Source organism: Gottfriedia luciferensis (assembly GCF_002156865.1).
Classification (GTDB): Bacteria; Bacillota; Bacilli; order Bacillales; family Bacillaceae_G; genus Gottfriedia; species Gottfriedia luciferensis.
In genome coordinates this window covers 296740-320977 of the sequence record NZ_NCTA01000001.1, presented here as the reverse complement: position 1 = coordinate 320977, position 24238 = coordinate 296740, and the positions used below count along the sequence as shown (strand labels likewise).

General features: G+C 34.3%; 24 protein-coding genes. 15 read left to right on the top strand and 9 right to left on the bottom strand.

What is annotated here, in order from left to right; genetic code table 11:
• Positions 1-33 precede the first annotated feature (33 nt).
• Positions 34-168, bottom strand: coding sequence for a YqzM family protein (locus tag B7R67_RS01570; RefSeq protein WP_088066916.1), 135 nt, complete (start codon positions 166-168; stop codon positions 34-36).
• A gap of 211 nt (positions 169-379) precedes the next feature.
• Between B7R67_RS01570 and holA the strand changes: the two genes are divergently transcribed.
• A complete protein-coding gene (gene holA / locus B7R67_RS01565; protein ID WP_158094998.1) occupies positions 380-1384 on the top strand; it encodes a DNA polymerase III subunit delta in 1005 nt (334 codons plus the stop codon).
• Positions 1385-1549: 165 nt separating this feature from the next.
• Here the strand turns inward: holA and rpsT are convergent, their stop codons facing one another.
• Positions 1550-1816, bottom strand: a complete 267-nt coding sequence (rpsT, locus tag B7R67_RS01560; protein ID WP_056472820.1) for a 30S ribosomal protein S20 — start codon at positions 1814-1816, stop codon at positions 1550-1552.
• A 219-nt stretch (positions 1817-2035) separates the two neighbouring features.
• Here rpsT and gpr point away from each other — a divergent pair, with 219 nt between their 5' ends.
• The 14 genes from gpr to B7R67_RS01490 all read left to right on the top strand — a co-directional run bounded on the left by gpr (position 2036) and on the right by B7R67_RS01490 (position 17035).
• Entirely contained in the window at positions 2036-3136 is a 1101-nt protein-coding gene (gene gpr / locus B7R67_RS01555) for a GPR endopeptidase (RefSeq protein ID WP_088066912.1), read from the top strand.
• Positions 3137-3161: 25 nt separating this feature from the next.
• Complete coding sequence (locus B7R67_RS01550; protein WP_088066909.1) at positions 3162-3512, top strand: hypothetical protein; 351 nt, start codon at positions 3162-3164, stop codon at positions 3510-3512.
• 109 nt (positions 3513-3621) lie between these two features.
• A complete protein-coding gene (lepA, locus tag B7R67_RS01545) occupies positions 3622-5442 on the top strand; it encodes a translation elongation factor 4 (RefSeq protein WP_088066907.1) in 1821 nt (606 codons plus the stop codon).
• 397 nt (positions 5443-5839) lie between these two features.
• Entirely contained in the window at positions 5840-6355 is a 516-nt protein-coding gene (locus tag B7R67_RS01540; protein ID WP_088066905.1) for a matrixin family metalloprotease, read from the top strand.
• A 14-nt stretch (positions 6356-6369) separates the two neighbouring features.
• Positions 6370-6780, top strand: a complete 411-nt coding sequence (locus tag B7R67_RS01535; RefSeq protein WP_088066903.1) for a hypothetical protein — start codon at positions 6370-6372, stop codon at positions 6778-6780.
• Between the two features lie 458 nt (positions 6781-7238).
• Entirely contained in the window at positions 7239-8375 is a 1137-nt protein-coding gene (hemW, locus tag B7R67_RS01530) for a radical SAM family heme chaperone HemW (RefSeq protein ID WP_088066902.1), read from the top strand.
• Positions 8376-8635: 260 nt separating this feature from the next.
• Positions 8636-9664, top strand: coding sequence for a heat-inducible transcriptional repressor HrcA (hrcA, locus tag B7R67_RS01525; RefSeq protein WP_088066900.1), 1029 nt, complete (start codon positions 8636-8638; stop codon positions 9662-9664).
• Between the two features lie 57 nt (positions 9665-9721).
• Positions 9722-10297 carry a nucleotide exchange factor GrpE gene (gene grpE, locus B7R67_RS01520; protein ID WP_088066898.1) on the top strand — a complete coding sequence of 192 codons (576 nt, stop codon included), beginning with the start codon at positions 9722-9724 and terminating at the stop codon, positions 10295-10297.
• Between the two features lie 59 nt (positions 10298-10356).
• Positions 10357-12180 carry a molecular chaperone DnaK gene (gene dnaK, locus B7R67_RS01515; RefSeq protein ID WP_088066896.1) on the top strand — a complete coding sequence of 608 codons (1824 nt, stop codon included), beginning with the start codon at positions 10357-10359 and terminating at the stop codon, positions 12178-12180.
• A 186-nt stretch (positions 12181-12366) separates the two neighbouring features.
• A complete protein-coding gene (gene dnaJ / locus B7R67_RS01510; protein ID WP_088066894.1) occupies positions 12367-13497 on the top strand; it encodes a molecular chaperone DnaJ in 1131 nt (376 codons plus the stop codon).
• Between the two features lie 147 nt (positions 13498-13644).
• Positions 13645-14595: a 50S ribosomal protein L11 methyltransferase gene (gene prmA / locus B7R67_RS01505; RefSeq protein ID WP_088066893.1), complete on the top strand. Its 951-nt coding sequence runs from the start codon at positions 13645-13647 to the stop codon at positions 14593-14595.
• Position 14596: 1 nt separating this feature from the next.
• The gene (locus B7R67_RS01500) at positions 14597-15349 is read left to right on the top strand and encodes a 16S rRNA (uracil(1498)-N(3))-methyltransferase (RefSeq protein WP_088066891.1); all 753 of its coding nucleotides are present in this window, start codon (positions 14597-14599) and stop codon (positions 15347-15349) included.
• Positions 15350-15353: 4 nt separating this feature from the next.
• Complete coding sequence (gene mtaB, locus B7R67_RS01495; RefSeq protein WP_088066889.1) at positions 15354-16688, top strand: tRNA (N(6)-L-threonylcarbamoyladenosine(37)-C(2))-methylthiotransferase MtaB; 1335 nt, start codon at positions 15354-15356, stop codon at positions 16686-16688.
• A 152-nt stretch (positions 16689-16840) separates the two neighbouring features.
• The gene (locus B7R67_RS01490; protein ID WP_088066887.1) at positions 16841-17035 is read left to right on the top strand and encodes a hypothetical protein; all 195 of its coding nucleotides are present in this window, start codon (positions 16841-16843) and stop codon (positions 17033-17035) included.
• An 84-nt stretch (positions 17036-17119) separates the two neighbouring features.
• Here the strand turns inward: B7R67_RS01490 and B7R67_RS01485 are convergent, their stop codons facing one another.
• The 7 genes from B7R67_RS01485 to nikB form a co-directional block, all read right to left on the bottom strand.
• The gene (locus B7R67_RS01485; protein ID WP_088066885.1) at positions 17120-17791 is read right to left on the bottom strand and encodes a Rossmann-fold NAD(P)-binding domain-containing protein; all 672 of its coding nucleotides are present in this window, start codon (positions 17789-17791) and stop codon (positions 17120-17122) included.
• 362 nt (positions 17792-18153) lie between these two features.
• Positions 18154-19491 (bottom strand): SLC5/6 family protein, encoded by a 1338-nt coding sequence (locus B7R67_RS01480; RefSeq protein WP_088066884.1) that lies wholly within the window; start codon positions 19489-19491, stop codon positions 18154-18156.
• 3 nt (positions 19492-19494) lie between these two features.
• Positions 19495-20193, bottom strand: coding sequence for a response regulator transcription factor (locus B7R67_RS01475; protein ID WP_088066882.1), 699 nt, complete (start codon positions 20191-20193; stop codon positions 19495-19497).
• Positions 20190-20957: a sensor histidine kinase gene (locus B7R67_RS01470; RefSeq protein ID WP_088066880.1), complete on the bottom strand. Its 768-nt coding sequence runs from the start codon at positions 20955-20957 to the stop codon at positions 20190-20192. Before B7R67_RS01470 ends, B7R67_RS01475 begins: the two co-directional genes overlap by 4 nt.
• 341 nt (positions 20958-21298) lie before the next feature.
• Positions 21299-22285, bottom strand: coding sequence for an ABC transporter ATP-binding protein (locus tag B7R67_RS01465; protein ID WP_088066878.1), 987 nt, complete (start codon positions 22283-22285; stop codon positions 21299-21301).
• On the bottom strand, positions 22285-23298 hold the full coding sequence (locus tag B7R67_RS01460; RefSeq protein WP_088066876.1) for an ABC transporter ATP-binding protein: 1014 nt from the start codon (positions 23296-23298) through the stop codon (positions 22285-22287). The genes B7R67_RS01465 and B7R67_RS01460 overlap by 1 nt, the downstream gene beginning before the upstream one ends.
• Positions 23299-23310: 12 nt before the next feature.
• Positions 23311-24231: a nickel ABC transporter permease gene (gene nikB, locus B7R67_RS01455; protein WP_088066874.1), complete on the bottom strand. Its 921-nt coding sequence runs from the start codon at positions 24229-24231 to the stop codon at positions 23311-23313.
• Positions 24232-24238: the final 7 nt, after the last annotated feature.

Below are 24238 nucleotides of genomic sequence, written 5' to 3'. Positions count from 1 at the left end.
AAGCAGTCCCATCCCATCATTTGATCCTATGTATTATCGCGCAACAAGCTCTACAACAGTTGCAATGATAAACAGAATAGTGAAGAAACCAAATGAAACTGCAAAGCCAACGCCTGAATCTGTTGCATCATTACGTTTGCTTTGAACATTTTTTTCAAATGTATTCACAAATAACCCCTCCTAATTCACAATTTTAGTATAAATCAATATAACTAAAAAATCCATAGTCTGTTTGTTTTAGTTATACCGTTTTAAATGAAGAAACCGGGTCTTTATTTAAAACGTTAATATAAATTAGAGATTAGTATTTACTAATCTCTTCCTTCTAATGTAGGACATGTTATACTATACTAAGAAAATTAGTGTAAGGGAGCAAAACATGATTAATGATTTACATAAAAAATTGAAAAAGAACGTATCACCAATGTATTTATTGGTAGGTACTGAAGATTTTTTACTTCAAGAAGCGGAAAACATGATCGTGAAAGCAGCTTTACAAGAGGAAATTGATGATTTTAACTTTCAAACATATGATTTAAAAGAGGCTTATTTAAGTGATGCGCTAGAAGACGCACAAACTCCATCTTTTTTTGGTGGAAATAAAGTCATTATTATTAAATCATGTGCTTTTTTAACAGCTCAAAAAGAAAAGATTGTTCAAGACATTGAACCTTTATTTGACTATATAGAAAATCCTTCACCATTTACTACGGTTGTTTTTGTTGCACCTTTTGAAAAATTGGACGAACGGAAGAAAGTAACAAAAGCATTAAAAAAACAAGTAGAACTTGTAGAATGTCATCCAGTTGAGGTAAGTAATTTAGATGGATGGATTAAAGAACAGTTTAAGGGAAGTATAACGATCACTGATGATGCAATTGAAAAATTAAAATTACTTGTAGGTAATAATTTATCAATATTAAAACTCGAATGTGAGAAGCTACAATTGTTTATTGGAGATGAAGGACAAGTTGATGGTGAGCTTGTAGAATTTATGGTAGCTAAAACAATTGAGCAAAATGTTTTTTCACTTATCGAAAAAACAGCCGTAAGACAAACAACAGATGCACTTAAAATCCTTCATGAATTATTATTTGTCGGTGAGGAACCGATAAAAATTGTAGCACTATTAGCAAGTCAATTTAGATTATTGTACGGTATTAAACAATTATCAAATAGTGGGTATTCAAATAATCAAATCGCTTCTTCTGTTGGTGTATCACCTGGAAGAGTATTTTACGGTCAAAAGCAAGCGAACAATTTTAAAGCAAGTGAGTTGAAAGAAGCAATTCGTTTAATTGCTGAAGTAGACTATAAAATGAAGACAGGACAAGGAGATAAAGTCATGATCCTAGAAATGCTTATTCTCCAATTAAATAAATAATTTGCCTAAATAAACGGTTGTTCAATTAGAATAGCCGTTTATTTTTTTGTAAAAAAATATAAAGTCCGAAAGACGACCGAAGTAAATAGGTGTGAGATTGGGGCGGTTTAAGTCCGTTTTTTTGAACGAAAAAATGGTGCCTCCAATGAGACACCATTTAATTCATTACGCGTTCATCGCGTTAACTTTTTTAGCTAAACGAGACTTTTGACGTGAAGCAGCGTTTTTGTGGATTAGATTGCTGTTAACAGCTTTGTCTAATTTTTTAGAAGCAGTTAATAAAGCTTCTTGCGCTTTTTCAGTTTCGTTATTAGTAACTAAAGCTTCAACAGTTTTCACAGCAGTACGCATTTCTGATTTAAGAGATGCGTTGTGAGCACGATGAGCCTCAGCTGTTTTTACACGTTTAATAGCTGATTTAATATTTGGCATACCTTTCACCTCCCGAATGCAGTCGAGAAATTTGCCCTCGAATACAAATAGAACAAAACTTATTTTATCAAAACAAGTACCATTTTGCAATAGAATTCATAAGCTATTTTCGCCTTTTCGAAAGAAAAATAAACAACTCGTTTAGAAATGGTAACATCTAGCTAAACTAATTAAGAAGAGAATTGTTAAATTTTGATGAGTATTGTGGAGGCTAGAGATATGAGCGAGTTAGATTTAAGTCAATATAGTGTTCGAACAGATTTAGCAGTAGAAGCAAAAGAAATGCTCGAAGAACGTGAACAAACGAAGGAAGAAATTACCGGAGTAATCGTTAAAGAGCGCGAGGTTGAAGGTGTTAGTATATCTCACGTTCATATTAAGGAGTCTGCATCTGAAAGAATTGGTAAAAAACCTGGTAATTATTTAACCTTACAAGTTCAAGGGATTAGGGAACAAGATACTGAACTTCAAGAAAAGGTTGAAAAAGTATTTGCAAATGAGTTTTCAGCTTTTTTAAAGAATTTAGGTATTACAGAAGATCAAACATGTTTAGTCGTAGGTCTAGGAAACTGGAATGTAACACCAGATGCACTTGGTCCTATGGTAGTGGAAAACTTAGTAGTTACAAAACACCTTTTCGAATTACAGCCTGAAAGTGTTCAAGATGGGTATCGACCTGTTTGCGCACTATCTCCAGGTGTTATGGGGATTACAGGGATTGAAACGAGCGATATTATTTCAGGTGTGATTGATAAAGTAAAGCCTGATTTTGTCATCGCAATCGATGCACTTGCTGCAAGATCAATTGAACGTGTTAATACGACAATACAAATTACAGATAATGGAATCCATCCAGGATCTGGAATAGGAAATAAACGGAAGGAATTGAGTAAAGATACTCTTGGCATTCCAGTAATCGCTGTTGGTGTCCCAACTGTTGTTGATGCGGTAGCTATTACAAGCGATACAATCGATTTTATTTTAAAACATTTTGGCCGAGAAATTAAAGAAGGAGACAAGCCTGCTAAAGCGCTAATCCCTTCAGGTATGGCATTTGGAGAGAAGAAAAAATACACCGAGGAAGATATGCCAAGTGAAAAGGAACGAATGGCATTTATGGGTATTGTCGGTACACTTGAAGAAGATGAAAAACGGAAATTAATTCATGAAGTATTGGCCCCACTTGGTCATAATTTAATGGTGACACCGAAAGAAGTTGATACTTTTATTGAAGATATGGCTAATATTATTGCAGGTGGAATGAATGCTGCTCTTCATTCTAAAATAAATCAAGATAATATTGGTTCATATACACATTAATATTTCATAAGGTGAGGAGAAACAAATGAAATATATGGTTCGGTATTTTACATTAATCATTATTTTTACGATAGCAATATTTACGTGTATGCAAATTGCAAAGGACGGAATCAGTAAAGTTACATCGACTGATTATTATCATGTTGAAGATGTTGTTAAAATCGCAAAGGAAGATGGAAAAGCAGGTCCTGTTTTATTCGGAAAAGATTACACGAAAGAAGGCCTTGCTGTTCGCGAAGACCATTTAGAAAGATTGGGAGCATTTAATTACTTTACAGTTGTAGGTAAGGGACTTTCTAGTTTTGTTACATATGTAACTGAAAAAGGCGTTAAGATATTTGAAAAAATTCCTTCTATTATTGATGGCTTTAGATAGACCTTCTAAACTTCATTCGACATATACTGCTAATAGAGATTGAATATTCCCCTATTTTTTTGTTATAATCAAAACTATCTATGCTGTCGAGAAATTTAGGAGTGATGAAATGAATAAAGAGTCAAGGTCAGAAAGACAAAAGAGAATTAGAAACTTTTCAATCATCGCACACATTGACCATGGAAAATCTACATTAGCAGATAGAATTCTTGAGAAAACAAATGCATTAACTCAGCGTGAGATGAAGTCTCAGCTATTAGACTCAATGGATTTAGAGCGTGAACGTGGAATTACCATTAAATTAAATGCTGTGCAATTACAATATAAAGCAAAAAATGGAGAAGAATACATTCTTCATTTAATCGATACACCTGGACATGTCGACTTCACGTATGAAGTTTCACGTAGTTTAGCAGCTTGTGAAGGCGCAATTCTTGTAGTTGACGCTGCACAAGGTATCGAAGCTCAAACATTGGCGAACGTATATTTAGCTTTAGATAATGATTTAGAAATTTTACCAGTTATTAATAAAATTGATTTACCAAGTGCAGAGCCTGAGCGAGTAAGACAAGAAGTTGAAGATGTAATCGGTCTAGATGCTTCAGAAGCAGTTTTAGCATCTGCTAAAGCAGGTATCGGAATTGAAGAAATTCTAGAACAAATCGTTGAAAAAGTTCCAGCTCCTACTGGTGATCCAGATGCACCATTAAAAGCACTTATTTTTGATTCATTATTCGATCCATATCGTGGGGTTGTAGCTTATATTCGAATCGTAGAAGGTACAGTAAAAGTAGGGCAAAAAATTAGAATGATGGCTACAGGTAAAGAATTTGAAGTAGTTGAAGCGGGGGTATTTACTCCACGTACTACACAAAGAGATGAATTAACTGTAGGTGATGTAGGTTTCTTAACAGCTTCTATTAAGAATGTTGGAGATACTCGCGTAGGTGATACAATCACTCTTGCAAGTAACCCAGCAACAGAGCCATTACCAGGTTACCGTAAATTAAATCCAATGGTATTCTGTGGTCTATATCCAATTGATACTTCTAAATATAATGATTTACGTGATGCACTTGAAAAACTTCAATTAAATGATGCTGCTCTTCAATTTGAAGCAGAAACTTCACAAGCTTTAGGTTTCGGTTTCCGTTGTGGTTTCTTAGGATTATTACACATGGAAATCATTCAAGAGCGTATTGAACGTGAATTCAAAATTGATTTAATTACTACTGCACCAAGTGTTATTTACAGTGTTTACACAACAAAAGGCGAAATGATTACAGTAGATAATCCAGCGCATATGCCAGACCCTCAATCAATTGATCGAGTGGAAGAGCCATATGTAAAAGCGAAAATCATGGTTCCAAATGACTTTGTTGGAGCGATTATGGAGCTTTGCCAAAAGAAACGCGGTAACTTCATCGATATGCAATATCTAGATGCTAATCGTGTTACATTAACGTACGAAATTCCATTATCTGAAATTGTTTATGATTTCTTTGACCAATTAAAATCAAGTACAAAAGGTTATGCTTCATTTGACTATGAATTAATTGGATACAAAGCTTCTAAGCTTGTGAAAATGGATATCTTACTAAACGGTGAACAAGTAGATGCTCTATCATTTATTGTTCATAGAGATGCTGCTTACGATCGCGGTAAAATTATTGTTGAAAAGCTAAAAGAACTTATCCCAAGACAACAGTTCGAAGTACCAGTTCAAGCTGCAATCGGACAAAAAATCGTTGCTCGTTCAACAATTAAATCAATGGGTAAAAACGTACTAGCAAAATGTTACGGTGGGGATATCTCACGTAAACGTAAGCTATTAGATAAGCAAAAAGAAGGTAAAAAGCGAATGAAAGCTGTCGGTTCTGTTGAAGTTCCACAAGAAGCATTCATGGCTGTTTTACGTATGGATGATTAAATTTAACAAAATATTACACAACAATTATTCAGCTAAGCAAAATTTATAAAAAAGTATATATGAATTCTAAATAAACACTAAATCAGAACTGTACACTATTGTTAGATTAAAACTAACATTGGGGTGCAGTTTTTTTATTTATCTAATGTTGAATGCAGTATACAGTTATTTCTTGTTAGCTGCTTTTTTGCTGTAGCCTGAAAACGGTAATTAAATATTGAGTATTTCTGTATTTTGGAGGTTCCAATAAAAGTTTTGATTGTCTGTCACTATTAAATAGAAAAATATGGAATTTTCGGTTTAATATAGAATTGTATTATAAAATAATAAAAAGGAGGGGGATTATGAATAATATAATTCCGTCATCTAAGACCCTTTCACTTGTTTTAGTTTACTTTTGAATGTTTTTACAATTCAAAAAGTATCAGCAGGATGGAATCATTTAGTAAGTTCATACAAATGGCCATCAAAAAATATTTCTTATGATTTTAAAATGGGGGGCGGTCTTGATGTAAATGATCCGGCATTAATTAAGAGTGCTGCTTCAAAATGGAACAATGTCTCTGGAATAAACTTAAATTACAGTGGTTTTTCAGGAAATAATATTTGGGAAGAGAATATTGATTCGCTTGGAAGAACAACTGTATCTCCAGTATCTGGGACCAAACAAATATCAAAAGTAAATATGATTATTGACTCTAGAAGTGATTGGCAAATTGGAGGATCTAGTATTCCCTCTACTAAATATGATTATTATACAGTCGTACTACACGAGTTTGGTCATTGGTTTATGTTAAATGACGATTCTTCTCATAATTCAGTTGTAATGAATGGAACCTTAGATAAAGGTAAAGCGAGACAAAATTTACAAGCAGAAGATATAGAAGCAGCAGTATATATTTATGGCAAATAATGGAGGAATTTTGTGTGTTAAATAAAAGCTTATTAGTTGCGATTGGACTAAGTCTAACATTCACTTTCAGTTCAATAGCGTATTATTATTACAATAAACCAAAAAATGTTTTGATCAATAAATCTATGGATATAGATTACAGAAATATTGAAAATTTAACAAAAGAAGCTGCTGTAGTCTTAAAGGGAAAACTAATTGATGACAGCAATGTAAGATTGCATAAAACGAAACAGGATGTAAATGAAGAAGAATATAAATATTATTACACTGACAAAGTGTTTAAAGTTAATAAGGTTTACAAATCAGATGGTTTAGTCAAATCAGGTAATGAAATAAAGGTAAGAACTGCAGATGCTAAAACGGATAACGTCCTTGTTTTAACTGACTCAACTGTTGAAAAAAATAAGTCATATGTTCTTTTTTAAAAACCAAGTGTTTATCCTCAAAAAGATGGAGCTTATACGTTTCTAAATCCAGAGCAATCAATTTTTGAATTAAATGGAAAAGAAGAAATAAAAAATAATTTTTTCAATAATATAACTAAAGTAGATAAATTAGAAGAGATTGTTGAGCAAAATAATTGAAGTGCTAAGTAGGATGAAAGTAAGAATTTTTTTATGAATATACTTGTGAATGATTTCACAATTATAGAGCACGCTATTTTCTAAATTAATTAGCTAATTTTTATATATAACAAGTTGTATAAAATCTAAAAAATAATTAATAATGATAACTAAGAGCTAACAAAATAAAACGATTAATTAGACAAAAATAATAAGAAGATATACAATTTATAAGTTGAAATCAGCAAAAGTCCCTGAATCTACACCTAAAAAGGTATCAGATCCAGGGGCTTTTCGTTACACAGAAAAGAGGAGAAGGTATGGCATCTTCCGTTTATATTCATATACCATTTTGTCAGCAGATTTGTTACTACTGCGACTTTAATAAATTTATGATGGACCGTCAGCCGGTTGATCAATATTTAGAGTATCTTGAAAAAGAAATCGTTGAGAGTTTAAAAAGAAATCCAATTACAAATTTAAAGACAGTTTTCGTAGGCGGTGGAACGCCAACTGCACTTACATTACCTCAAACACAACGATTAGTTGATATGATCAATAAACAGATCATTAAAGGAAATAAAGGAATCGAAATGACTTTTGAAAGCAATCCAAACGAGATTTCAAAAGAAAAGCTACAAATTTTAAAAGATGGTGGAGTAAATCGAATTAGTTTCGGAGCACAAACATTTGATGAAGGATTACTAAAAAAAATTGGACGAACACATTCACCAAATGAAATAGAAGAAGCGATTCAGACTGCAAAAGCAGTAGGGATAGATAATATAAATCTTGATTTAATGTATGCATTACCTGGTCAAACGATGGAACAATTCGTTGATTCATTAGATAAAGCGATCAAGTTACCAATTCAGCACATTTCAGCTTATTCATTAATTATTGAACCAAAAACAGTTTTCTACATAGAAATGAATAGGGGAAAGTTCAAGCCTGCACCTGAAGAAGATGAAGCAGCAATGTATGACTTTTTAATGAAATATTTAAAAGAAAAAGGCTTTCATCAATATGAAATTAGTAATTTTGAGAAAAATGGACTTGAAAGTAAACATAATCTTGTTTATTGGAATAATGAAGAATATTTTGGCTTTGGTGCTGGTGCGCACGGCTATATTAATGGCATTCGCTATTCAAATGCTGGACCATTAAAGAAATATTTCAAATTAATTGATGAAACTGGTGTCCCAATCATTCATGAACACACAGTTACGAAAGAAGAAAAAATGGAAGAAGAAATGTTTCTAGGTCTACGTAAAATGCAGGGAGTATCAGAACGAAAGTTTGAAGAAAAATATGGTTCAAACTTTAATGAAGTATTTCCGAACGTAATAGAGAAACTAATCAAAGATGGGTTAGTAGAAATGAATGGAGAATACCTTCGATTAACTCACAAAGGAAAACTACTAGGTAATGAAGTATTTCAATCATTTTTAATTTAAGTTAAGAGCAGGAAGGCTTAAGGGCAGGAAAGGCAGGAAGAGCAGGGAAAACAGGAAGAACTGAAGATCAGGTTAGATAAAAATCTTTTCCTTATCCTTAATCCTGTATTTCCTAAATCCTGCCTTAATCCTTGATCCTGCACTTCCTAACCCCTGCATTTAATCTCTCCTGCTCTTCTCTTGACATAGTAAAAAGGATTTGTTAAGTTAATAATATATTTAGCACTCACTCGATAAGAGTGCTAATAGAGGTGATAAACATGTTGACAGAAAGACAGTTATTGATACTTCAAATTATTATCGATGACTTTATTCGGATGGCACAGCCTGTTGGTTCTAGGAGTTTATCTAAAAAAGAAGGTATTTCATTTAGTTCTGCAACAATAAGAAATGAGATGGCTGATTTAGAGGAACTTGGATATATAGAAAAACCTCACAGCTCTGCTGGTCGGATCCCTTCTGAAAAAGGGTATCGTTTTTATGTTGACCATTTATTATCACCACAACTTGTTAATGACGATGATGTTCGTTCAGTAAAAAGTGTATTTGCTGAGCGTATTTTCGAGATTGAAAAGCTAGTGAAAAACTCTGCGGACATATTGTCAGATTTAACGAATTACACAACAATTGCACTTGGTCCAAAGGTTTCTGAAAATAAGCTAAAAAGTATTCAGCTTATTCCAATCGGACCTAATACAGCAGTATCAATTATTGTGACAGACACAGGTATTGTTAAAAATAGAACAGTTACAATACCACCCGGTGTGTCAATGAGTGATATTGAAAAAATGGTAAATATACTAAATGAGCGACTAGTGAATGTGCCAATTCATCAAATAAACGACAAGCTTTATAAAGAAGTAGCGTTAATATTACGTTCACATATTTCGAATTATGAGAGTGTCATTAAGATGGTTGGTAGTTCAATTGACGTTCCGATTGAACAAAAGCTGTTTCTTAGTGGGAAAACAAATATTTTAGCTCAACCAGAGTTTCATGATGTTGAAACAATGAGAATTTTGTTAAACATGATTGAAAAGCAGGATGAACTGAAAAGTATTCTTCCGATTGAACAGATGGGGTTAAGTGTCAAAATTGGGAAAGAAAACGAAAAGTCTGGATTAGAAAATGTAAGTATCATTAGTGCAACCTATTCATTAGGTGAGAATCAAATTGGTACAATTGCAGTATTAGGACCAACTCGAATGGAGTATTCTCGAGTTATTTCATTAATGCATCTAATAACAGGACAATTGAATTTATTATTTTCATCTAAGGATGTTGAATAAATCCATTGTGAAATGAAACAATGGATTACATATAAAAAAATAGGAGGTGAAGGTGACATGACAGAACGTCAAGAAAATCTTTTAAATGAAGAAGCTGTAACTGATGAAGTAGTGAATGAAGAAACTACTGTTGAAGAACCTTCAATCTTTACAGAAGAACAAACAGAAGAAGTGGATTCTACAGAAGACGAGCTTCAAAAACTTCGTGCAGAAGTTGAAGAGAAGGAAAATAAATACTTACGTCTTCATGCTGACTTCGAAAATTATAAACGTCGTGCACTTTTAGACCAGCAATCTTTAATGACTTATCGTGCTCAAAATTTAGTAACTGATTTATTACCAGTTCTAGATAATTTCGAACGTGCATTACAGGTTGAAGCAACTGATGAACAAACTGCTTCATTAAAACAAGGTATGGAAATGGTATATCGTTTGTTAATTGAAGCTGTGAAAAAAGAGGGAGTAGAAGAAATTCCAGCTCTTGGTGAACAATTTGATCCAAATTTCCATCAAGCTGTTATGCAAGAAAGTGATGCTTCGAAACCATCAAATGAAATTCTTCAGGAATTCCAAAAAGGTTACAAGCTTAAGGACAGAGTAATTCGTCCATCAATGGTAAAAGTAAACGAGTAAAAAAATTTATTTAAAAAACTAAAATATAACATTTGTAAATTTTAGGAGGAACAAAAACAATGAGTAAAATTATTGGTATTGACTTAGGTACAACTAACTCTTGTGTGGCAGTATTAGAAGGCGGAGAGCCAAAAGTAATTCCAAATCCAGAAGGAGGACGTACAACTCCGTCAGTTGTTGCGTTCAAAAATGGCGAGCGCCAAGTTGGTGAAGTAGCAAAACGTCAAGCAATTACAAACCCTAACACAATCATGTCTATTAAACGTGAAATGGGTACGAACTATAAAGTAAACGTTGAAGGCAAAGATTATTCTCCACAAGAAATCTCTGCAATCATCCTTCAAAACTTAAAAGCATCTGCTGAAGCATATTTAGGTGAAACAGTAACAAAAGCAGTTATTACAGTACCTGCATACTTCAATGATGCTGAGCGTCAAGCTACTAAAGATGCTGGTAAAATCGCTGGTTTAGAAGTAGAGCGTATCATTAATGAGCCAACTGCTGCTGCATTAGCATACGGTTTAGATAAAATGGATGAAGACCAAACAATCTTAGTTTATGACTTAGGTGGCGGTACATTCGACGTTTCAATCCTAGAATTAGGAGATGGAATCTTTGAAGTTAAAGCTACTGCAGGTGATAACCGTCTAGGTGGAGACGACTTTGACCAAGTTATCATCGATCATTTAGTTGCTGAATTCAAAAAAGAAAACGGTGTTGATTTAAGCCAAGATAAAATGGCATTACAACGTTTAAAAGATGCTGCTGAAAAAGCGAAAAAAGACTTATCAGGTATTACTTCAACTCAAATTTCATTACCTTTCATTAGCATGGGTGCAGCTGGTCCATTACACTTAGAGTTAAACTTAACTCGTGCAAAATTCGAAGAGCTTTCTCATAACTTAGTAGAAAGAACTTTAGGCCCAACTCGTCAAGCAATGAAAGATGCTGGATTATCAGCTAGCCAAATTGATAAAGTAATCTTAGTTGGTGGGTCTACTCGTATTCCTGCAGTTCAAGAAGCTATCAAAAAAGAAACAGGAAAAGAGCCACATAAAGGTGTTAACCCTGATGAAGTAGTAGCATTAGGTGCTGCAATTCAAGGTGGTGTATTAACTGGTGATGTAAAAGACGTTGTATTATTAGACGTAACTCCACTTTCACTTGGTATTGAAACAATGGGTGGCGTGTTCACAAAATTAATTGACCGTAACACAACAATTCCAACTAGTAAATCACAAGTATTCTCAACAGCTGCTGACAACCAACCTGCTGTAGACATTCACGTACTACAAGGTGAGCGCCCAATGGCTGCTGATAATAAAACATTAGGTCGTTTCCAATTAGCGGATATCCCACCAGCACCACGTGGAATTCCACAAATCGAAGTAACATTCGATATCGATAAAAACGGTATTGTAACAGTACGTGCGAAAGATCTAGGAACTCAAAAAGAGCAAAATATCGTAATTCAATCTTCTTCAGGTCTAAGTGATGAAGAAGTAGAACGCATGGTAAAAGAAGCGGAATTAAACGCTGATGCTGATGCAAAACGTAAAGAGGAAGTTGATCTTAAAAACGAAGCTGACCAATTAGTATTCCAAGTAGAGAAAACTTTAAAAGATCTTGAAGGAAAAGTTGAAGAAGCTGAAGTTACAAAAGCTAACGAAGCGAAAGAGGCATTAAAAGCTGCTTTAGAAGCTGGTAATTTAGATGACATCCGTACGAAGAAAGATGCTCTATCTGAAATCGTTCAAGCTTTAACAGTGAAGCTTTATGAGCAAGCTGCTGCAGCACAACAAGCGGCTGGTGGCGCAGAAGGCGGAGCAAAACAAGACGATGTAGTAGACGCTGAGTTTACTGAAGTTAAAGAAGATAAATAATTACAAAAGAGTAAGGCGTTTAATTAGCCCCGACATCACGAGTGGCTAAAGCCTTGCAACTAGAAAATATATATATAAAACATGAGGAAGTCAAAGTCAGGGTAGCCTTGGCTTTGACTTTTTCTTTTAGAAAAGCACAGGATATGTTAAAATATTCTTTATGTGAAAGGAGCGGATTGAAACACTATGAGTAAACGTGATTACTATGATGTGCTTGGTGTAAGTAAGGGCGCATCAAAAGATGAAATAAAAAAATCGTTTCGTAAACTAGCAAAAGCATATCATCCTGACGTTAATAAAGATGCAGATGCACCTGAAAAATTTAAAGAGGTACAAGAAGCATACGAAACTTTAACGGATGACCAAAAACGAGCTCATTATGATCAGTTTGGTCACACAGATCCAAACCAAGGCTTCGGCGGTGGCGGCTTTGGTGGCGGAGGCTTCGGATTTGAAGATATTTTCAGTCAGTTTTTTGGTGGCGGCGGTGGACGTCGACGTGACCCTAACGCACCAAGAGCTGGAGATGATTTACAATATACAATGACGATCCAGTTTGAAGAAGCTGCATTTGGAATGGAAAGAGAAATTGAAATTCCAACCGAAGAAATATGTAATACTTGTAGTGGTTCAGGTGCGAAACCTGGTACGTCTAAAGAAACATGTAAACATTGTCAAGGTTCAGGTCAAATGAGCGTTGAGCAAAATACTCCATTTGGACGTATTGTTAATCGTACGACATGTTCACACTGTCAAGGAACAGGCCAAGTTATTAAAGATAAATGTAATACATGTCATGGGGCTGGCCGAGTGAAAACTCGTAAAAAAATTATGGTAAAAGTACCGGCTGGTATCGATAATGGCCAACAAATTCGTCTTTCAGGTCAAGGAGAGCCAGGTAAAAATGGTGGTCCTGCCGGAGACTTATACATTGCCTTCCATGTTCGCGACCATGAGTTCTTTGAACGTGATGGAAATGACATTTACTGCGAGCTTCCATTAACTTTTGCTCAAGCTGCATTAGGTGATGAAATTGAAGTTCCAACACTTCATGGAAAAGTAAAAACAAAAATTCCTGCTGGTACACAAACTGGTACTAGAATGCGTTTAAAAGGTAAAGGAATAAAAGATGTACGTGGATATGGTCAAGGTGATCAACATATTATCGTAAAAGTTATTACACCAACAAAGCTTTCAAGTCGTCAAAAAGAATTGCTTGAAGAGTTCTATAATATTGGTAAAGAACAAAAAGACGATAAACATGATTCATTCTTTACAAAGTTAAAACGTGCGGTTAAAAACTTTAGCGAACAATAAGGGTTAATGTTAATTCAGTACGTTAGTTAAGGTAAAAAGTGGAAACACTAAATAGAAGAACTTATTAAAATGGCACCCTCTAAATCTCGATATGATTTAGGGGGTATTGCCGACTATAGAAGAGAGTATGATTGGAGTTGGTAGTTTATGAAATGGTCAGAATTAAGTATTCACAGTACACAAGATGCGGTTGAACCGATTTCTAATATTTTACACGAAGCTGGTGCAAGTGGTGTTGTCATTGAGGATGTGTTTGATTTGACGAAGGAGCGAGCACAGGTTTACGGTGAAATCTACCAACTTAATCCAAAAGATTATCCAGAGGAAGGTGTTATCATAAAAGCATACCTTCCTGTGAATAGTTTTTTAAACGATACAATCGACGGAATTAAAGAAGCAATTAATAACTTGATTTCTTATGACATTGATTTAGGTAAAAATACATTTACTGTACATGAAGTAAACGAAGAAGATTGGGCTACTGCTTGGAAAAAGTATTATCATCCAATCTCAATTTCAGACAGATTTACGATTGTCCCATCTTGGGAAGAGTACGAGCCAAAAAAATCTGATGAATTAATTATTGAATTAGATCCTGGTATGGCTTTTGGTACTGGAACTCATCCAACAACTGTTATGTGTATTCGTGCACTTGAGAAAGTTGTAAAAGCAACTGACCGCGTAATTGATGTAGGTACAGGTTCTGGTGTACTAAGCATTGCAGCAGCAAAACTAGGTTCTACGAAAATAGAAGCTTATGACTTAGATGATGTAGCAGTTCAAAGTGCAAGAGAAAATGTACGATTAAATAAAGTTGATGACGTTGTAAAAGTTGGACAAGGTAACTTATTACAAGGAATTGAAGGTCCATTCCAAGTTGTTGTTGCTAATTTACTTGCTGAAATTATTCTTCGTTTTGTTGATGATGTTTATAATGTTTTAGAACCAGAAGGAACATTCATTTCTTCAGGAATTATTGGGGCAAAACAACAGGACATTGAAGACGAGCTTAAACGTGTTGGGTTTGAAATTGCAGAAGTACTTCATTTAGAAGACTGGGTTGCAATTATTGCAAAAAAACCAGCCAAAGGTATGTAATATGCAAAGATATTTTATACAAGATACTCAGCTTCAAAATGATATTGTCACAATTACTGGTGATGATGCGCATCACATCGCAAACGTAATGCGAATGAAGCAAGATCAAGAAATTATTTGTACAGTCCCTGGATCATCAACTGTTCGCTGTGTACTTACAAATATTTCTAGTGAACAAATATCAGCAGCTGTTGTAGAATATGTTGAGAATACAAATGAACTGCCTATATCAATTACAATCGCTAGTGGTTTACCGAAAGGCGATAAATTAGAGATAATCATTCAAAAAGGTACGGAACTAGGCGCAACAGGATTTTTACCTTTTACTGCCGCTAGATCAATTGTAAAACTTGATGATAAAAAAGCTGGTAAAAAAGTTGATAGATGGCAAAAAATTGCAAAAGAAGCAGCTGAACAATCTTACCGATTTATCGTTCCTACAGTGGAACAACCTGCGTCTTTTCAACAATTACTTAATTCAATACCGCAATTTGATGCGTGTATTGTAGCATATGAAGAAAGTGCAAAAACAGGAGAATCAGCAGCGCTTGTTCAAACATTCCAGTCATTAAAAGAAGGTGCACGATTATTAGTTGTTTTCGGACCTGAAGGCGGTTTGTCTGATAAAGAAGTTGATCAGCTACAAGAAAAAGGTGCTAGGCTATGTGGACTTGGACCAAGAATTCTAAGAACAGAAACAGCACCATTTTATGTTTTAGCTGCTGCCTCCTTTCATTTTGAATTAATGAGGTGAAGAAATGCCACAAGTAGCTTTCCATACATTAGGTTGTAAAGTTAACCATTACGAAACAGAAGCAATCTGGCAATTATTTAAAGCAGCAGGCTATGAACGAACAGAATATGAAACAAAAGCTGATGTTTATGTAATCAATACTTGTACAGTTACAAATACAGGTGATAAAAAAAGCCGACAAGTAATCCGTCGTGCAGTACGTAAAAATCCAGATGCAGTAATTTGTGTTACAGGTTGCTATGCTCAAACATCTCCTGCAGAAATTATGGCAATTCCTGGAGTCGATATTGTAGTTGGTACGCAGGATCGTACGAAAATGCTTGATTACATCGAGCAATATCGTATTGAACGCCAACCAATTAATGGTGTAGGAAATATCATGAAAGCGCGTGTTTATGAAGAATTAGATGTACCAGCTTTTACTGACCGTACACGTGCATCATTAAAAATCCAAGAAGGTTGTAACAACTTCTGTACATTTTGTATTATTCCTTGGGCACGTGGTTTAATGCGCTCTCGTGATCCAAAAGAAGTTGTAAAACAAGCTACTCAATTAGTTGAATCTGGCTATAAGGAAATTGTTTTAACAGGTATTCACACAGGTGGATATGGTCAAGACATGAAAGATTACAACTTAGCAATGTTATTAAAAGATTTAGAAAAAGTTGAAGGCTTAAAACGCGTTCGTATTTCATCAATTGAAGCAAGCCAAATTACAGATGAAGTAATAGAAGTTCTTCGTCATTCAAATATTGTTGTTCGTCACTTACACGTACCACTACAATCAGGATCTGATACGGTGTTAAAGCGTATGCGTCGTAAATACACAATGGCACAATTTGCTGAAAGAATTGAAAAACTACGTGAAGTCTTACCAAACTGTTCAATAACATCTGACGTTATCGTTGGTTTCCCTGGCGAAACTGAAGAAGAATTTATGGAAACTTATAACTTTATTAGAGACAACAAGTTCTCTGAACTACATGTTTTCCCATATTCAAAACGTACAGGTACACCTGCAGCACGCATGGAAGACCAAGTAGATGAAGAAATTAAAAATCAACGTGTGCATCGTTTAATTGAGCTATCAGACCAACTAGCAAAAGAATATGCTTCTATGTTCGATGGAGATGTATTAGAAGTAATTCCAGAAGAAAAATATACTGAAGATGGTTCAGAAGGACTTTTAATTGGCTATACAGACAATTACTTAAAAGTCGTGTTCAAAGGAACTGAAGACATGATTGGTAAAATTGTCAAAGTCAAAATCGCTGAAGCTGGATACCCAGTCAATAAAGGCGAATTTGTACGTGTATTAGAAGATGTAGCTGTTAACTAATGATTAAATAAAAGGATAGATAATCTAGTTTGAAACTGGATTATCTATCCTTTTTTATATTTGTAAGGCATTTTATAAACCTGTGAATGGCAAAAAGTTAAGTATTTAATCCTAATAACCATACACAATATAAATATGGAGGTGAATTTATTATGCCAAAAGACAATCAAGCAAGGAATTCAGATGATAATCATGTTCATGTTGCTACTAATTCATATTTAGATACAAGTGAACATGATTCAAATAAAGTAAATTACGACGATGGTGGTAGCCCTTACTTAGATACAAGTGATGACGCATCAAGTGCTGCTAATACAAGAAGGGGCGCACCATATTTAAATACTTAAGGACAGGCAAAAGAGGGGGAAAAGGGGAAAGAAGGGAGTAGAAAGAACAAACGACCTTTTATTCCCACTAATCCCTCTTTTTAGTTATTCTCCTTTTCCTGCCTTATTTATATCTCTCGCTTCGATTATAGGTGATGTGTATCCATCTCTTGCAATATTAATCATTGCTCGACCGATTTGTTCAGAGGATGTAATTGAATTTGGAAAAGCTTTTTTTAAGAGTGGATAAAAAGGCTTGGTTATGTCATAAACGAATTGATAAAGTTTAGTTTTTGATTTAACATTTTTTTGTGGAATGATTCCCCCTGGACTGAACATATAGGCTGCTTTAAAAGGTAGTTTTAATAGGTCATTCTCTGTTTTACCTTTTACCCTTGCCCACATGGTACGACCACTTTCTGTACGATCAGTACCAGATCCAGTTACATATATAAACGTCATTTGGGGATTTAATTTACATAAAGTATTTGCGATAGATAATGTTAGTTCGTATGTAATCTTACGATAATCCTCCTCCGTCATTCTAAACGATGAAACACCAAGACAAAAGAAGCATGCATCAAAACCTGTTAATTTATTTTCAATTTCAGTTAAATTAAATAAATTAGTATGTTTAATTTCATGTAATTTTTCATCTTTAATACCGGTTACACTACGACCTACAGAATAAACCGATTGAACGGAAGGATCTTTTAAACATTCGAATAAAACACTCTGGCCAACCATTCCTGTAGCCCCAAAAAGTAAAATCTTCATATATACCTCCGTTAAGCATTATCTCTTTAGTGTCCCAACTCAGCTTTATGGCTATATTAAATGTTTTCGTCTCATAAGGGGAATAGTAAAAGATTATTCATTTATTGTCAATTTAGAGTGTGATAAGCAATTTCATAGTAGGCGGAAAAAATGTGGAAATTAAGAAATACAAAATTGTAGATACAGCTGAGTTCTTTCAAAACTCAGTTTTATCTTTTTTATGTTTATACAGTCTCATAAATTTTAAAAAATAGGCTCTGTTAATGTTAATTGTTGTTATTTTACAAGCATTCTTTTTTTACAAAGCCAAAAAATAAAAAGAGCTATCCCTTTTAACCGATAAGCTCTTGCATTTTTGATATTCATTGTGAGTTGTTTTCAATTTTCTTGTGTAAAGATTTTTTTGAATGAAAAAATGTAATTGTTGAACAAGTAACAATAATTATTAAAGAGATAAGTGCACTATATAATATGCTTAGAAATTCTCCTACATAAGGCTGAATAAGATACGTAAGAATAATACTAATTAAAATACTAATAGGGACATAATTAGCAACTTTACCTTTAGTAAATACGATAGTCAAGATTGGAAACAAAAGTGCTGAATAAACGTTTCCTGAATAAAATAAAAGCTCAATAAATGTCTTGGAGTTTAAGATTGTAGCGATATAAATAATACCTCCTATACAGATTGATAGAAGATAGGCAATTCTAATTTTTTGATGATCACTTTTCATCGTTTTAAAAGGCTCAATCACATTAACGATAATAAAGCAACTTAGCGAGTGAAGAACAGCACCAAATGTTGATGTAATTGCATTAAATGCACATAAAACAAAAAGAATGAAAAAGAATGGTGTAGTAATCTTATTTGCTAATCCTGCTAAAATTGATTGAATATCTGTAAACCCACCAGTAAAAATGACAATGATAAAAAGACATGAGAATGAAAGGGGAAAGATACACCATATTAATCCAGATAACGAGAAGGTTAATGGAACTTTCTTCATTTCAATCATAAATAATCGGTGCCAAGATGTGAGATCAAAGAAAAACTGACCGAAACCTACGAGTAAACCTGAGAATAGAAAGTTCCATAGATCATAATGATCAATGACGAGCATATACGGATGATAAAGTCGTATACCGTCATATACTGGTTGAACACCCTCTTTTACGAAGAAATACAACGGAATTAAAATTGCAGCTGCAAACATCGTAATGACTTGAAAGCCTGCTAACCTATGTATCATCTTTAAACCACCGAAACCAGCAAAAAGAACACAAAAACAAATAAAAATAAAAATCTCTAAGTATAGAGGTAGATCAAATAGAAATTGAAATAATGTCGATGCAGCCATTGATTGGATATATAAAATATGTAAACTCGTTAGAATTAGAATTCCAATTAAAATCCAATAACCGAGAGGATGTAGCTTCATTTTCAAATAATCCCCAATGGATAAGCCACTTGGGAACTCTTGGCGAACCTTTTTCCCAATAAAACTAAAAACAAATAAAGCAAATGCTCCTAAAAAGGCATATCCAATTCCACCAAATACCCCATATTTAATCATAGATTCAGGTGAAGATAATATTGTAGTTCCTGTTACCCAACGTGCCAAGAGGGAAATGATTCCCATTCCCATTCCAATTTGGACAGGTCCTTGTACGTAATCTCTAAATGAACATGAATTCACTGTTTATTTTCCTTTCTCACGATACTCTTTTGGAGTAATACCCTCAATTTTACGGAATAATGTACTAAAATAATGCTGACTATTAAAACCAGAGTTTTCTGCAACATCAGAGATGTTCCAGTTCGGGTTATTTGTTAAAAAGCGTTTTGCAGCCTTTATCCTAAAATCTATTAAATATTCTGAAAACGAAACACCAACTTCCTCGTGAAATTTTCTACTTAAATACGTGTGATTTGTATGTACTTCACGAGCAACGTCAGATAAAGATAATTTTTCAGCGAAATGTTCATGAATATATAAAAGTGTTTGATGAATCAAACTAGAATACTGATTAGATGTATCATTTTTACTATATTTAGATAAAACTTTTTGTAGTTCACTTTCGATGACTGGTTTCGTTAAATAGTCTAGTACTCCAATTCGGATTGATTGTTGAGCATAATCAAAGCTTTGATATGCCGTAACCATTATGATATCAACGTCTGTATTTTGTGCTCTAAGTTCTTCTCCAAATTCAAGGCCAGAACGTCCAGGAAGATTAATATCTAGAAATGCTATGTTTATTTTATGATTTTGGTTAATCATTAAAGCTTGGCAAGCATCCGCAGCTTTATAAAATTTCCACAATGGAAAAATATTTTTAATCATATATTCCATTTGTTCTAGCTCCAAAGGTTCATCATCGACTAATAATACATTCATTTTTTAGCACCCTCCTCGATTCTTGAATCATAAACGAGCGGCCAAATGACTTTTACATTTGTTCCAGATTCATTAGATGTAATTAATATTTGTGCTTTGTCACTAAAATATAGCCGTAGTCTCTTTTTTATATTGTCTAGCCCGTGTCCTTCATTGCTTGAAAATGAATTAATCTCACTCATTAAACCGTTATCAATGACTTCTAGATAGACTACATCTGCTACTTGATTAAATCGAATATTTAATAGAGCCTCGCCTACTTTTTTTTCTAAACCGTGTTTAAATGAATTTTCCACTAAAGTTTGTAAAAGAAATGGGGGAACTAGGGCATTTAATAACTCTTTTGGATATTCTAACTGAATTTGAAGTCGATCGCCAAAACGTAGACTTTGAATGTCTAAATAATATTGAGTATATTGTATTTCTTGGGCTAGCGGTATTAATGGTTCAGTTGATTTATACTTAAATTTTAAAAATTGAGAGAATGTTTCTAAAGCCCGTATTAATTCAGAAGTACGATTTAATCGAGCCAAACTTAATATGACATTTAGTGTGTTAAATAAAAAATGAGGCTGAATTTGTTGATTTAATTTGTTGTATTGAGCTTCTTGTAGAGCATGTTCTAAACGAATTTCTCTATTTTTATTTTCAAGTAAGTCAATTCTCTTTTCAAAAATAAATAAAAATAATAAAGCAATAGCTCCCATAATAGGAGCTAAAATAAATAGCATAATTAGTAATGTAAATCCCTCGTAACTAAGCATGAAGAACCTCAAATAGATTTATTTTTAAATTTTGTTCGGAAACATTATATATCATAGAATGAAGTGCGTTGATTTCCACTACAGGAGCTCGCTTTCCGTGGGGCGTGAGCTGAGCCTCCTCGGCTAGACTGTGGGGTCTTTAGCCTTCCCGCATCTCCCACAGGAGTCGAGCACCTTCCGTTCCAATCAACTATCTCAACTAATTGCCTAATTTAGATTATTTAATAATTCATTTATAAAAAGTGTGGAAAGGAATCTAGTCTCTAATATAGAAGTACTTTGATTCCACTACTGATATTGGCTTTCTTTGGGACAACTCTTCCTGCCCTTAAGAATACTAATTATACAACAATGTGACAAGCGACTTGATGATTTTGTTCAGAAATTTTTAATTCGGGTGCTCTTGTTTTACAAATATCAATCGCAAATGGGCATCTTGTATGGAAACGACAGCCATTTGGTGGGTCAATAGGGGAAGGAACGTCTCCCGTAAGTAATATTCTTTCTCTTTGATGAACTGGATTTGGAACTGGGATTGCAGATAGTAATGCACGAGTATAAGGATGTTGTGGATTTTCAAATATGGATTTCTTATCGGCAATTTCCACAATTTTTCCTAGATACATTACCATTACTCGATCTGAGATATGTCTTACTACCCCTAAATCATGAGAGATAAATAGAAAAGTAAGTGAGAATTTTTTCTGTAAAGATTTTAGTAAGTTTAATACTTGTGCTTGAATCGAAACATCAAGTGCTGAGACAGCTTCATCACAAATAATTAATTTTGGATCAACTGCAAGAGCACGGGCAATTCCAACACGTTGGCGTTGGCCACCACTAAATTCATGAGGGTATCTGTCCATTGCCTCAGGTCTTAGTCCTACGTGACCTAGTAATTCTTCAATTCTTTCTTTTCGATTTTCTTTCGGAACAACATTTTGAATAGCAAGTGCCTCACCAAGAATTTGGCCAATTGTTTGTCTTGGATTAAGTGAGGCAAATGGATCTTGAAAGATAACTTGCAGATCCTTTCTTATTTTACGCATTTCTTTTTTACCTAAACTTAATAGGTCTTTTTCTAAAAAGTGTATGCTTCCACTCGTAGGCTCGTCTAATCTAAGAATAGCGCGACCAGTTGTAGACTTTCCACAACCAGATTCTCCTACGATGCTTAATGTTTCTCCTTCATAAATCTGAAAGCTAATATCGTCCACAGCTTTAACGTGATTAACTGTTCTTCCAAATATGCCACCTTTTATTGGAAAGTATTGTTTTAGTTGATCTACATTTAGTAATACTTTTTTATCTGCAAGTTGTAATCCCATTATTCAATCCCTACTTTCTCTTGAAGCGTATAGTCTGTCTCCCATTGTGGAGTATACATCCAACAGCTTACCTCTGTATTTCCGTCAATCGTTTGAAGCGCTGGTGTTGACTGATGACAAATTGCCTTTGCATGTGCACAACGTGGAGCGAAACTACAGCCAGCAGGCATATTATATGGACTTGGAACAGTTCCAGGAATGGTTGTTAACTCGTCTTGATCCATATCAAGACGTGGAAGAGAATTCAATAGTCCAATCGTGTATGGATGTTTAGGGTTTGTAAATAGCTCTTTTGCTAACGTATATTCAACAACTTTTCCTGCGTACATTACAGCAACACGATCACAAGTTTCATAAACAATACCTAAATCATGAGTAATTAAGATTACTGCCGTACCAAATTCTTTTTGTAATGATTTAATCAGCTCAAGAATTTGTGCCTGAATTGTTACATCAAGTGCAGTTGTCGGTTCATCAGCAATTAGTACTTCTGGATGACAAGCAAGAGCCATTGCAATCATAACCCTTTGTCGCATACCACCACTTAGCTCATGAGGTTCCTGCTTTGCACGTTTTTCAGGAGAAGGGATTCCAACAAGTCGTAGCATCTCAACAGCTTTATTCCAAGCTTCTTTTTTATTTAATTTTTGATGAAGACGAATAACCTCTGCAATTTGTTCGCCAGCAGAATAAACAGGATTTAAAGAGGTCATCGGCTCCTGAAATATCATAGAAATTTCATTACCACGTATAGAACGCATTTCTTTTTCGGTTTTTGCTAATAAATCTTCCCCTTTAAAAAGAATACTACCACCAGCAATTTTCCCTGGAGGAGAGGGGATTAATCTTAAAAGTGATAAGGAAGTAATACTTTTACCACTCCCAGATTCTCCAACTATACCAAGTGTTTCACCTTTATTTAAAGTAAAGCTAATACCATTAACAGCTTTACTAATACCTTCATCTGTATAAAAATAGGTTTGTAAATTTTTAACCTCGAGAATTTTTTCCATAATCGTACCTCCTTAATTCAAGTCAATTCGTTTATTAAAGTATCGATAGAGGACATCAACAGCTAGATTCATAAATACAAAGATGACAGATGCGATTAAGACGCCACCTTGAACCATAGGTAAATCTCTCGTTCGAATTGCATCAACTATTAATCTGCCAAGTCCATTGATTGCAAAAACTGACTCAGTTAACACGGTACCACCAAGTAATGCACCGAATTGTAAACCAACAACAGTAATAACAGGAATTAGAGCATTTTTTAAACCATGTTTATAAATGATTACGTGTTCTTTTAACCCTTTTGCTCTTGCTGTACGAATATAGTCTTGTCGGATAACCTCAAGCATACTAGATCTCGTCATTCTGGCTACAATTGCTGCACCGCCTGCACCTAAAGTTAATGCTGGAAGAACCATATGTTTAACCGTTCCCCAACCAGCAACTGGAAATAGATGTAGATTAACTGAAAAGAAGTAAATCAGCATTAAACCAAACCAAAAGCTAGGTAAAGAGATTCCTAATAATGCGATAATCATAATCGTAATATCTGCTACAGAGTATTGTTTAGTAGCCGAGATGATCCCTGCTAACATTCCAAGTACGACCGTAATAAAAATACTTGCCAGCGCAAGTTCTAACGTAATTGGTAAGCGAATCATAATTTCATCTAATACAGGACGATTATTTCGTAGTGATTCACCGAAATCACCATGTAATACATTTAAAACATAATCAAAATATTGAATAACGATCGGTCGATCAAGACCTAGTTGATGACGTATCATTTCGATTGTTTGTTTTGTTGCACCCTCACCTGCAAGTAGAGTTGCTGGATCTCCAGGTACCATTTGCATAATAAGAAAAACGACTAAACTTACGCCAAGTAAAACTGGAATTGTTTGTATAATTCTTCTAACAATAAATAGAAACATTTTCTTT

What these genes read in the sequence shown, in the direction of transcription:
- B7R67_RS01460 (WP_088066876.1), bottom strand. Translation starts at nt 23,298, where the DNA reads ATGGAAAAAATTCTCGAGGTTAAAAATTTACAAACCTATTTTTATACA.
- B7R67_RS01500 (WP_088066891.1), top strand. Translation starts at nt 14,597, where the DNA reads ATGCAAAGATATTTTATACAAGATACTCAGCTTCAAAATGATATTGTC.
- B7R67_RS01490 (WP_088066887.1), top strand. Translation starts at nt 16,841, where the DNA reads ATGCCAAAAGACAATCAAGCAAGGAATTCAGATGATAATCATGTTCAT.
- hemW (WP_088066902.1), top strand. Translation starts at nt 7,239, where the DNA reads ATGGCATCTTCCGTTTATATTCATATACCATTTTGTCAGCAGATTTGT.
- B7R67_RS01550 (WP_088066909.1), top strand. Translation starts at nt 3,162, where the DNA reads ATGAAATATATGGTTCGGTATTTTACATTAATCATTATTTTTACGATA.
- gpr (WP_088066912.1), top strand. Translation starts at nt 2,036, where the DNA reads ATGAGCGAGTTAGATTTAAGTCAATATAGTGTTCGAACAGATTTAGCA.
- dnaK (WP_088066896.1), top strand. Translation starts at nt 10,357, where the DNA reads ATGAGTAAAATTATTGGTATTGACTTAGGTACAACTAACTCTTGTGTG.
- B7R67_RS01485 (WP_088066885.1), bottom strand. Translation starts at nt 17,791, where the DNA reads ATGAAGATTTTACTTTTTGGGGCTACAGGAATGGTTGGCCAGAGTGTT.
- mtaB (WP_088066889.1), top strand. Translation starts at nt 15,354, where the DNA reads ATGCCACAAGTAGCTTTCCATACATTAGGTTGTAAAGTTAACCATTAC.
- B7R67_RS01475 (WP_088066882.1), bottom strand. Translation starts at nt 20,193, where the DNA reads ATGAATGTATTATTAGTCGATGATGAACCTTTGGAGCTAGAACAAATG.
- prmA (WP_088066893.1), top strand. Translation starts at nt 13,645, where the DNA reads ATGAAATGGTCAGAATTAAGTATTCACAGTACACAAGATGCGGTTGAA.
- nikB (WP_088066874.1), bottom strand. Translation starts at nt 24,231, where the DNA reads ATGTTTCTATTTATTGTTAGAAGAATTATACAAACAATTCCAGTTTTA.
- hrcA (WP_088066900.1), top strand. Translation starts at nt 8,636, where the DNA reads ATGTTGACAGAAAGACAGTTATTGATACTTCAAATTATTATCGATGAC.
- lepA (WP_088066907.1), top strand. Translation starts at nt 3,622, where the DNA reads ATGAATAAAGAGTCAAGGTCAGAAAGACAAAAGAGAATTAGAAACTTT.
- B7R67_RS01470 (WP_088066880.1), bottom strand. Translation starts at nt 20,957, where the DNA reads ATGCTTAGTTACGAGGGATTTACATTACTAATTATGCTATTTATTTTA.
- dnaJ (WP_088066894.1), top strand. Translation starts at nt 12,367, where the DNA reads ATGAGTAAACGTGATTACTATGATGTGCTTGGTGTAAGTAAGGGCGCA.
- grpE (WP_088066898.1), top strand. Translation starts at nt 9,722, where the DNA reads ATGACAGAACGTCAAGAAAATCTTTTAAATGAAGAAGCTGTAACTGAT.
- holA (WP_158094998.1), top strand. Translation starts at nt 380, where the DNA reads ATGATTAATGATTTACATAAAAAATTGAAAAAGAACGTATCACCAATG.
- rpsT (WP_056472820.1), bottom strand. Translation starts at nt 1,816, where the DNA reads ATGCCAAATATTAAATCAGCTATTAAACGTGTAAAAACAGCTGAGGCT.
- B7R67_RS01465 (WP_088066878.1), bottom strand. Translation starts at nt 22,285, where the DNA reads ATGGGATTACAACTTGCAGATAAAAAAGTATTACTAAATGTAGATCAA.